The organism is Flavobacterium sp. ZB4R12 (assembly GCF_048276375.1).
Classification (GTDB): Bacteria; Bacteroidota; Bacteroidia; order Flavobacteriales; family Flavobacteriaceae; genus Flavobacterium; species Flavobacterium gawalongense.
In genome coordinates this window covers 228,583-238,921 of sequence record NZ_JBLNKS010000003.1, presented here as the reverse complement: position 1 = coordinate 238,921, position 10,339 = coordinate 228,583, and the positions used below count along the sequence as shown (strand labels likewise).

Here is a 10,339-nt window from a genome sequence, read left to right as displayed (position 1 = left end):
AGAAATTAAAAGTTTCAGAAGATTACTCTGAGTAGAGTATTTCTTTTCCTGGTTTTTTATAACACTTTGTTGTTGTTCAATATCAGATTGTTGGATTGTTATTTTATCAAATTGATTGCTCATTATATCCGCATTAAGAGAATCTATCAATATGGTATTCAACTTGTTATTTTTAGGAACAATCTCTTTACCTACAATCCTCAATGCAAGTTTGATAGCTTCGCTACCGCCAGTTGGATATAAAACGGTTGATTCTAAAACTCCATCTTTAACTAATTGAATCCCTCCAAATGGACCATTCAGGCCATCAACCCCTATAAATTTTATTTTTTTCTCTAATCCTTTATTCTTAGCAATTTTCCATGCGTTGTATGCTATCATGTCATTAAAAGCATATACATAACCTATGTTAGGCAAACTATCTAATAACTTTATATAGTTTGTTTTAGGATGTCCAAAATCATCTGAATCAATAGTAAAAACTTTAATACCAGGATATTGCTTGACAATTTGTTTAAACCCCAAACTTCTTTCTAAACCAGGTGAAGTATTAAGATCTCCATTAATTTCAATCACACTGGCATGTCCGTTCGAAATTGAAACGATATGTTTTCCGGCTAATCGTCCCACTTCAATATTGTCTGCTCCTAAATAAGCCGTATAATTTGGAGTATTTGCTTTTCTATCCACTATGATTACCGGAATTCCATTAGCTTTGGCTTTCTCTATTACGGGAACAATAGAGTCCGATTCAAAAGGAGAAACTATTATAATACTAGTTTTATCTTTAATCATCCTTTCTATATCATCAATCTGCTTTTTTGCTTTTCTATTGGCATTATAAATCTTCAAGCTAATTTCTGGATGAAGTGAAGCTTCCACCTCCATCGCATGATTCATCGATGTTCTCCAAATATCGTCACCAACACTTTGTGAAAATCCAATAGAAATTTTTTCCCTATCGTTTTCTGATGAATTACAGGAAATTAGTATAGCTATAAAACTTAATAATAGTATGAGACTGAGCCCTCTTAACATAGAATTTATGGTTAATTTACAAAAATAAACATACGATATTTAGACCAAAAATCAATTGTTATTACACTTGATTTTTGTAGACCAATATGTATAAAATAATTTATACTATTTAGACTTTAAATTTACTGTGATAAATCAATTTAACTGTGTGCGTCAGTTCTAGTATTTTATTAAAAAATGCGATAGCTTTTTTTAATAAAATGTATCGAGAACCCTAACATTGTAAGCTTCTCTATACAATTTTGAATAGTAAAGCTGTCGCATTACTATTCAAAATCACTCGAAGAGACGTGGTGTTTTTTATTCCAGTAAAATCAAAAGTAAAATGGTATTATGTAGTTAGATATAGACTTTTTTAAAGTTTCAAAAATACATACTGATTTATTATAATTTCAATCGTGTAGTAATTGTTATTTCTTGTAGAGTTAATATCATTTTTTCTGAATATCAAATGATTTTTTACAATTTTAGACAAATATATAAAAATATGGTATTGTTATTTCATTTTGCACAACGATTTTCTTTTTAGAAACTGACAGACAGTTTTTTATCGAAAAGTACTTATTAAAAAATTCAAAATTATAAAAATTGAAAATCAAACAGAACTATGCTGATTTAAAAAAGCAAAAAGATTCTAAAAAATGACGTTTGAAAAGCTTTTACTTTAATTTAGATACTTCTCTTTAAAATTAATCATTACAGCAATATGTTTGTATAATTCAGGATGTTCCTGTTTAAAAACATGAGGGGTTTCAAAAAAATGCTCGAGGATTACCGATAAAAATTCAAATTGATTTTCAAAAGCATACAGCCTAAAATAGCCTTTCTGGATTAGCTCATTATTTAAAATTGGATCGTTGTAATATTTCATCACTTCATTAAATTCATCAAAAAAGATAATGGCACTTGGATCATTGCTTTTTAAACAATGAAAATGCAACACATGGGAAAATTCATGTAGACCAAGATTAATATTGTCGTTTGATGTTGAATGCCCCAATAAGAAATCTTCCCATGAAAAAACTATCGCTTTCATTCTTGGGTTGAACTCTCCTTTATGATAGGCTTGATTTACGGTGGAATAATAACTGGAAGGATAAATTATTATTTTGGCAAACAAACTCACAAGATAATTTCTCATTCCAAAAGTCAACATCACATAAGTTCCTGCAATCAGCATTTGCATTTGTTCCGTAATGACAATTTCGTTACCTATAAACTGATAGTTCGCAATAAACTCTTTCACCCGATGTTCAAAATACATTTTCCTTTTAGGGGAAAGCCTATTATAAAACGGAAAATCATTTACTAAAATTTGACGTTGGTTTGATTTTAATTTCTTTGAGATAGGATACCAATGAATGTAAAGGGGTTTATTAAAAAAGAAAACATAAGCTGGTTCCACTACTCTAAAAATAATTATTAGAAGGAATAATATCCCAAACAATACGGAAATAAGAAGTTGTCCTGTCATATTTTTTTGTCTCCTTTTAAAACAAAAACACTCCAAAATAATCAAGTTTACTTGAAATTATTTTGAAGCATTTTCGCTTATTTGTGACCGCGGCAGGGTTGACTTCGTCCTACCTTCAAAGCTCCGCTTTTAAAATAGAATAGGATAGAAAAAATTATTCCAAGCGAGCTTGATATTTTTTCTATCCTATTCTATTTATTCGTGACCGCGGCAGGGTTCGAACCTGCAACCCTCAGAGTCGAAATCTGATATTCTATCCAGTTGAACTACGCAGTCTTATAATTTTAAATGTTGATTAACGATTTTATATTTATGATATAAAATCGTTAATCAGCAATCTATTTTTTATGTCAATAATTTTTTAACTATTGTAGAAATGGTTTTTCCTTCAGCAGTTCCGCCTAATTGTGCAGCAGCTAATCCCATAACTTTTCCCATTGAAGCGATACCTGCAGCTCCAGTTTCGGCGATGATTTTTGCAATCACTGTTTCTACTTCTGCTTCGCTTAATTGTGCCGGTAAGAATTTTTCGATTACTGCAATTTGAGCTAATTCTGGTTCGGCCAAATCCAAACGGTTTTGTTCTGTAAAAATCTTTGCGCTATCCTTACGTGTTTTTACCAATTTTTGAAGCAATTTTATCTCCTCTTCTGCTGTAATTTCTTCTTTAGATCCTGTTGCTGTTTGGGCTAATAGGATTTCTGATTTAATCGCTCTTAAAGCTTCTAATGCTACTGTATCTTTGGCTCTCATGGCGGTTTTCATTTCGTCCATGATCTGTACTGATAAACTCATACTACTATTTAATTTTAAATTTGCTATTCAATCTAAAAACTGAATACTGCAAACTGATTACTTTTTAAATGCCCCAGATGGTAGTAAAAAGCCTTTTTTGGAGAAAATGTATTTTTTCTTGAACTTAAAAAGCGACTTTAGAAGCTCTTTTAAGGACTTAGAAAAAAGCATTTTCGAAAAAAAGCTTGAAACGACAGCTGGATTAAGGCTCGACAAATTTAAAGAAATTTACTGGAATTAACAACAGATTGCTTTCTTCTCGCTACACAAAAAAATAACCCGAAAATTAAATTGAATTTTCGGGCTATCTCATTTTGGTTTGAGTTAGTTAATCTACGTTATCATGTAAATACGAGTTATTAGAACGCAACTGTAAATCGTTGTTGCTGTCTGTCCCCACAGAAATTCTAGAATTTGTATTGTTGGCTTGGTTGTTTGAAATGTCTATCCCCAATCTTTTGTAGGCAGGTTCTTTTTCATACTCATCAATTTTAGAAACATTATTATGAAACTTGTAATTGAATTCTTTTAATTTTTTTCTTCTTTCATCAGCTCTCATTCGCAATGATTCTTCAATAGTCATTTCCATAGGAGAAATGGTATCAAAGTCAACGGGCATATTCACTGATGTATTAACTTGTTTCATGGTAATGTTCAACTCAGCTGGGATAACAACTTCTGGAGTTTTTGCAACTGGCTTAGCCATGAAATCATTCTCAGGCTCCATATATTCTTCAAGAGAATATTTGATAATTCCGTTATCAGTCAATTCCGTTACCGGAACAAATTGGACTGCTTCATTTACTTTAATATCACGAGTTTCATTCGTTAGTTCAAACAAAACTTTATTTTCTTCCACTTGTGCTACAGGTTCTGTTTTGAAAAGTGGCAAATCAAAAGAGAAAGTAGTTTGTTCTTGTCTTTCGATAACTTTTGGCTGTACCGCTTTTACTTCTTTAACTTCGGCTACTGGTGAAGTGATTGTAAAATCAATATCAGTAATAGGAGAAACAATTTCGAAAGTCACATCTAAATTTTTAATAAATTCAGACATAACCATCAACTCTTCTTTATTTATTGTTGGAGCAGGTGTTGTTACAACTGGTTCAGGTACAACTACAGTATCTTCTAATAAATCGAAAACAATTCTTTCACTTGAATTAGAAATTGGTGATTCTGTATTCGAATCAAATCCAGCTACAGTTCTATTGGTTAGATTGTGTACACTTCTTTGTTCGTCTTCTAATGTGTGAATTATTTTTTTAGGCTCTGTGTTTACGATTCCATTTTGCTGTTCAATATCAAAACCTGTCGCGATAATGGTTACTGCAATAGCATCCCCTAGAGATTCGTCTTCACCAACCCCCATGATAATATTTGCATTATGACCTGCTTCGATTTGAATGTGATCATTAATTTCTCCAATTTCGTCAATTGTAATTTCATTAGTTCCAGAAACGATAAGCAACAATACGTTTTTGGCACCAGTAATTTTATTATCATTTAACAATGGAGAATCTAAAGCAGCAATAATTGCTTCCTTAGCTCTATTCTCACCTGAAGAAACAGAAGATCCCATAATAGCCGTTCCGCTATTAAACAATACTGTTTTGGCATCTCTTAAATCGATATTTTGAGTATAGTGATGCGTGATTACTTCGGCAATTCCTCTTGAGGCTGTTGCCAAAACTTCATCAGCTTTTGAAAATCCAGCTTTGAAACCAAGATTTCCATATACTTCTCTTAATTTGTTATTGTTGATAACAATTAAAGAGTCTACCTGCTTGCGTAATTTTTCAATACCAATTAAGGCTTGTTCCTGACGCACTTTACCTTCAAATAAGAAAGGCAAAGTCACAATCCCAACGGTAAGAATATCTCTTTCTTTAGCCAATTGTGCAATTACTGGCGCAGCACCTGTTCCGGTTCCGCCACCCATTCCGGCAGTGATAAACACCATTTTAGTATTGCGATCCAACATTTTTTCAATATCAGAAATACTTTCTATAGCTGATTGTTGCCCTACATCTGGGTTTGCTCCAGCGCCAAGTCCCTCAGTTAAATGTACTCCTAACTGTATTTTGTTAGGCACAGAACTGTTTTGTAAGGCCTGAGAATCCGTATTACATACGATGAAATCTACGCCTTTGATCCCTTGTTTAAACATGTGATTTATAGCGTTACTACCGCCTCCACCTACACCAATAACTTTTATTACATTTGATTGGTTTTTTGGTAAATCAAATGAAATACTTCCAAATTCTGAGTTGCTCATCATTTTATTTGGTTTTTGATATTTATTATTAATTATTGTATTTTTGGGCACTGCCCTTATTCTGCATTATCTAAGAAATCTTTAATCTTATCAACATAACGGTCGAAGAAATTTCTCTGAATTCTGTTTACTGTCGAATTCTGTTTTTCATTAGTGTTTCGAACCTCTTCCTCGACTTCATTTTCAGGAACCTCAATCACAACTGGAGCTCTGTAAACTGGAGCTTTTGGTGGTTCGATTGCATCCATTCTTACCGCACTTTGTGTTTTGTTTTCAATACTGTTCATTACTAATCCTACCGCGGTAGCATACAAAGGGCTTGAAATCTCCTCATCTGAATTTCCAGCCAAATGTTCGTTTGGATATCCAATTCTCGTATCCATTCCTGTGATATATTCCACTAACTGTTTGATGTGTTTCAATTGAGCACCACCACCAGTAAGCACTATTCCTGCAATTAATTTTTTACGAGGATCTTCGTGTCCGTAAGCTTTCACTTCCGTAAAAACTTGGTCAATAATTTCAACAACACGAGCATGGATAATTTTAGATAAATTTTTCAAAGAAATCTCTTTTGGTTCTCTACCTCTTAATCCTGGAATAGAAACAATCTCGTTGTCTTTATTTTCTCCTGGCCAAGCTGATCCAAATTTGACTTTCAATAATTCGGCTTGCTTTTCAATTATAGAACATCCTTCTTTGATATCATCTGTGATCACATTTCCTCCAAAAGGAATTACCGCAGTATGACGAATAATACCATCTTTGAAAATAGCCAAATCTGTTGTTCCGCCGCCTATATCAATAAGTGCTACTCCTGCTTCTTTTTCTTCCTGACTCAAAACTGCATCAGCTGAAGCCAATGGTTCCAATGTCAAACCTGACAATTCGATTCCTGAACTTTGAATACATCTGCCTACATTACGAATCGATGAGGCTTGTCCTACTACAACATGAAAACTGGACTCTAATCTTCCGCCATACATTCCTATAGGCTCTTTGATTTCAGATTGTCCGTCAATTTTAAATTCTTGTGGCAAAACATGTATTATTTCTTCACCAGGTAACATCGCCAATTTATTTACTTGGTCGATCAAAAGCTGAATGTCATTCCCTCCAATTACTTCTTCGGGATTGTTTCTGCTTATGTAATCAGTATGCTGAATACTACGGATGTGTTGACCCGCAATTCCCACCACTACGTCTTTTATTTTATAGCCTGAATTATTTTCGGCTTCTTGTATCGCTTGCTGTATCGATTGTATGGTTTGAGTAATGTTATTTACAACCCCTCTGGCCACACCTAAACTTTTAGATTTTCCTACACCTAAAATTTCTAGTTTCCCATATTCATTCTTCTTGCCTATCATGGCAACTATTTTAGTTGTCCCAATATCTAGACCTACTGCAATATTCTCTTTTTCCATTATCTATTATTTAGTGCAAACTACTTGTTCCGTAAATCGGAGATCAATCTTTTTATATTTATACAACGAACTATCTAAAACCGCCTTTTGAAAAAAAGCTTTATAATTCTTAAATTTTCGCTCCACATTTATCATTCTGCCAAAATCAATTTGATAATCAAAATTTCTATTGAGCATTTTTAAGCTTCCATTCGGCATAATTTCAATTCCAATGATGTTTTTTTTCAAAAACGCATCGTCATAGATTGCGCGAAATAAGTCGGCTAAATCTTCGTTATTTTTTTTATTTATCCCCCCGGATACAAGTGGAACTCTCGCTGTAAAATTAGTTGACAATGGCATTCTATTCCCTTCGTAATCAATATAAAAAGAACCACCCTCATTAAAAACTCTAGCTATAGGAGTTTTTTGTTTTACTACTGCTTTCAATACACCGTCAATACTCACAAATACATCTGATTTTTCAACCATTTCTTGTGCATTGAGAGTTCTTTCCAGCTTATTCAAATCTAATTTAACTTTTTGAATGCTTGATGCCTCTCTTTTATTTTCTATTAACAATTTATTAACCGTTTCCTGTTTCACAAAAGGAGCGTTATCTCCTACAAAAACAACAACAGATTTAGTCAATTTTCTGTTTTTATTTCGATTTGAAGTAAACGAAAACAGAAAAATAACCAATACAAACATCAGTAATAATCGAATATTTGTCCAATTAAAGAGTTTCATTGATCGCTTTTTTAATGGATGGCACTAATTCTCCAATATCTCCCGCTCCAATAGTTACAATAACAGTAGCATCACTTGCTAAAATTGTTGCAATTAAATCACTTTTAGGGACTATTTTTTTATAATTATTAGTCATTTTATCCATCAGCCATTGTGAATTTATACCTTCCATTGGCAATTCGCGGGCCGGATAAATATCTAATAAAATAACTTCATCAAAAGCAGATAAACTTTTGGCAAAATCATCTGCAAAATCTCTCGTTCTGCTGAATAAATGCGGTTGAAAAATAGCCAAAACTTTTTGGTTTGGATACAATTCCCTAACCGCCTGATGTACTGCATTTATCTCCGTTGGATGATGTGCATAATCATCAATATAAACTAACTTATCCGTTTTAATTTGATAGGAAAACCTTCTTTTTATTCCTTTGAATGATGCTATGGCTTTTGCAATGGCATCGGTTGGGGTGCCGAATATATTTGCCATTGCGATAGCCATTAAAGCATTCATTAAATTGTGTTTTCCCGGTAATCCAAAATGTAAATCTTTAATTATCTCATTAGGCGTTTGTACGTCAAAAACATAGCTGCCATTTTCTATTCTAATATTAAAAGCTTTAAAAACAGCATCTTCATTTACAGCACAGGTTACGCCTTCTATTGGTAGTTCTTTTGTAATGAAAAGTTTGCTCTTATCTTCTATTTTTGATGCAAATTCAATAAAGGATTCTTCTATCGCTTCACTGGTTCCATAAATATCCAAATGATCCGCATCCATTGATGTAATGCAAGCAATATTAGGATACAAATGCAGGAACGAACGATCAAATTCATCTGCTTCAACAACAGTAACTGTTTTTCCGCTTCCTATTAAATTTGAATTATAATTTTCTACTATTCCACCAATAAAAGCAGTAACATCAGCACCACTTTCGTATAAAACATGGCCTAAAATACTTGAAGTAGTGGTTTTTCCATGTGTTCCCGCTACAGCAAAACAAAAAGTATCTTTTGTGATTATCCCTAAAACCTCCGCTCTTTTTTTAACCTGAAAATCTCTTTCCAAGAAATAATTCCACTCCGAATGTGCTTTTGGAACTGCTGGTGTAATAATTACCAAAGTATTTTCTACATAAAAATCCTTTGGAATTAAATCAATACTATCTTCAAAATGAATTGAAATTCCACTTTCTATTAACTCATTAGTAAGAGCAGAAGGCGTTTTATCGTAACCTGAGACTTGTTTTCCAAGATTCTTGAAATAACGAGCCAAATTACTCATCCCGATGCCTCCGATTCCTATAAAATAGACGTTATGTATTTGATTTAAGTTCATGTTTTCAGTCTTTGTTCTTCCTCACCCCAGCCCTCTCCAAAGGAGAGGGAGAAGAAACGGAATAAATTTATTATAATACTTATTCTTAAAATTATTGTTTTTTTAATCTATTATCTAAAAGTCTATTATCTCTTCGTCTTTCCTATTTAATCAATTTCACAATTTCGTCAACAATTTGTTTTGTTGCTTCTGGCATAGCCAATTGTTTTATGTTTTCACTCAGTTGGTTTTGTTTTCCTTTATCTTTCAACAAGGCCTCAAAAACAAGACTGAATTCTGAATCAAGCTCCGATTCTTTAAGCATTAGCGCTCCCTTTTTATCCACTATGGCTTGCGCATTTTTAGTTTGATGATCTTCAGCAACATTGGGAGACGGAATAAAAATCACTGGTTTCCCTACGATACACAACTCCGAAACTGATGACGCACCTGCACGAGAAATAACAATATCGGCAGCAGCATAAACTAAATCCATTCTTTCAACAAAAGCGATTACCTGAACATTTTCTTTATTATATTTTTTATAATCTTCTAAATATAATTTTCCGCATTGCCAAATCACCTGAACATTTTGAGAAAGAATATTTTCCAACTCTTTTTCGATTAATTGATTGACTCTTCTCGCACCAAGACTTCCTCCAAGTACCAACAATGTTTTCTTTTCAGAGTCTAAATTAAAATATTGAATCGCTCCTTCTCTTTTGCTTTCAATATCTATCAAATCCTGACGCACCGGATTTCCGGTCAAAATCATTTTTCCTTTTGGAAAAAATCGTTCCAGATTTTCATAAGCAACACAAATTTTGTTTGCTTTTTTACTCAACAATTTATTGGTGATTCCTGGATAGGAATTTTGCTCTTGAATCACTGTTGGAATCCCTGCAATCGCAGCTACTTGCAATAACGGGCCACTTGCAAAACCACCAGTTCCTATAACTACATCCGGTTTGAACTCTTTGATTATTGTTCTGGATTTTAATAAACTTGAGATTAATTTGATTGGAAAAAGTGCATTGTCAAATGTTAGTCTTCGCTGTAATCCTGAAATCCAAAGTCCTTTAATTTTGTACCCTGCCTGAGGTACTTTTTGCATTTCCATTTTATCATTGGCACCTACAAAAAGAAATTCGGCATTAGGAAAACGAGATTTTAATTCATTGGCAATCGCAATTGCCGGATAGACATGTCCTCCTGTTCCGCCTCCGCTTAATATGAATTTGTACTGTTTCATTATTTTAAAGTTACTGAGTTCCTAAGTTTTTATA

At 33.2% G+C, this 10,339-nt stretch carries 8 protein-coding genes and 1 tRNA gene; all 9 read right to left on the bottom strand.

The window, feature by feature from the left end; translation table 11 throughout:
- Positions 1-1,038 (bottom strand): substrate-binding domain-containing protein (locus ACNO7W_RS03595; protein ID WP_417937050.1); only part of this gene is annotated, 1,038 nt, incomplete at its 3' end.
- A gap of 664 nt (positions 1,039-1,702) precedes the next feature.
- Positions 1,703-2,512, bottom strand: a complete 810-nt coding sequence (locus ACNO7W_RS03590) for a zinc-dependent peptidase (RefSeq protein ID WP_417937049.1) — start codon at positions 2,510-2,512, stop codon at positions 1,703-1,705.
- 202 nt (positions 2,513-2,714) lie between these two features.
- Positions 2,715-2,788: transfer RNA gene (locus ACNO7W_RS03585), tRNA-Arg, on the bottom strand.
- Between the two features lie 69 nt (positions 2,789-2,857).
- Entirely contained in the window at positions 2,858-3,307 is a 450-nt protein-coding gene (locus ACNO7W_RS03580) for a GatB/YqeY domain-containing protein (protein ID WP_143388303.1), read from the bottom strand.
- A 328-nt stretch (positions 3,308-3,635) separates the two neighbouring features.
- A complete protein-coding gene (ftsZ, locus tag ACNO7W_RS03575; protein WP_143388304.1) occupies positions 3,636-5,585 on the bottom strand; it encodes a cell division protein FtsZ in 1,950 nt (649 codons plus the stop codon).
- A gap of 53 nt (positions 5,586-5,638) precedes the next feature.
- Positions 5,639-7,009: a cell division protein FtsA gene (gene ftsA, locus ACNO7W_RS03570; protein ID WP_417937048.1), complete on the bottom strand. Its 1,371-nt coding sequence runs from the start codon at positions 7,007-7,009 to the stop codon at positions 5,639-5,641.
- Positions 7,010-7,015: 6 nt separating this feature from the next.
- Positions 7,016-7,738, bottom strand: a complete 723-nt coding sequence (locus ACNO7W_RS03565; RefSeq protein ID WP_417937047.1) for a cell division protein FtsQ/DivIB — start codon at positions 7,736-7,738, stop codon at positions 7,016-7,018.
- Positions 7,725-9,074: a UDP-N-acetylmuramate--L-alanine ligase gene (gene murC, locus ACNO7W_RS03560; protein WP_417937046.1), complete on the bottom strand. Its 1,350-nt coding sequence runs from the start codon at positions 9,072-9,074 to the stop codon at positions 7,725-7,727. The genes ACNO7W_RS03565 and murC overlap by 14 nt, the downstream gene beginning before the upstream one ends.
- A 142-nt stretch (positions 9,075-9,216) precedes the next feature.
- A complete protein-coding gene (gene murG, locus ACNO7W_RS03555; RefSeq protein ID WP_417937045.1) occupies positions 9,217-10,305 on the bottom strand; it encodes an undecaprenyldiphospho-muramoylpentapeptide beta-N-acetylglucosaminyltransferase in 1,089 nt (362 codons plus the stop codon).
- Between the last annotated feature and the right edge of the window lie 34 nt (positions 10,306-10,339).

Coding starts and splice junctions, on each gene's coding strand:
- ACNO7W_RS03565 (WP_417937047.1), bottom strand. CDS start 7,738: ATGAAACTCTTTAATTGGACAAATATTCGATTATTACTGATGTTTGTA.
- ftsA (WP_417937048.1), bottom strand. CDS start 7,009: ATGGAAAAAGAGAATATTGCAGTAGGTCTAGATATTGGGACAACTAAA.
- murG (WP_417937045.1), bottom strand. CDS start 10,305: ATGAAACAGTACAAATTCATATTAAGCGGAGGCGGAACAGGAGGACAT.
- ACNO7W_RS03580 (WP_143388303.1), bottom strand. CDS start 3,307: ATGAGTTTATCAGTACAGATCATGGACGAAATGAAAACCGCCATGAGA.
- ftsZ (WP_143388304.1), bottom strand. CDS start 5,585: ATGATGAGCAACTCAGAATTTGGAAGTATTTCATTTGATTTACCAAAA.
- murC (WP_417937046.1), bottom strand. CDS start 9,074: ATGAACTTAAATCAAATACATAACGTCTATTTTATAGGAATCGGAGGC.
- ACNO7W_RS03590 (WP_417937049.1), bottom strand. CDS start 2,512: ATGACAGGACAACTTCTTATTTCCGTATTGTTTGGGATATTATTCCTT.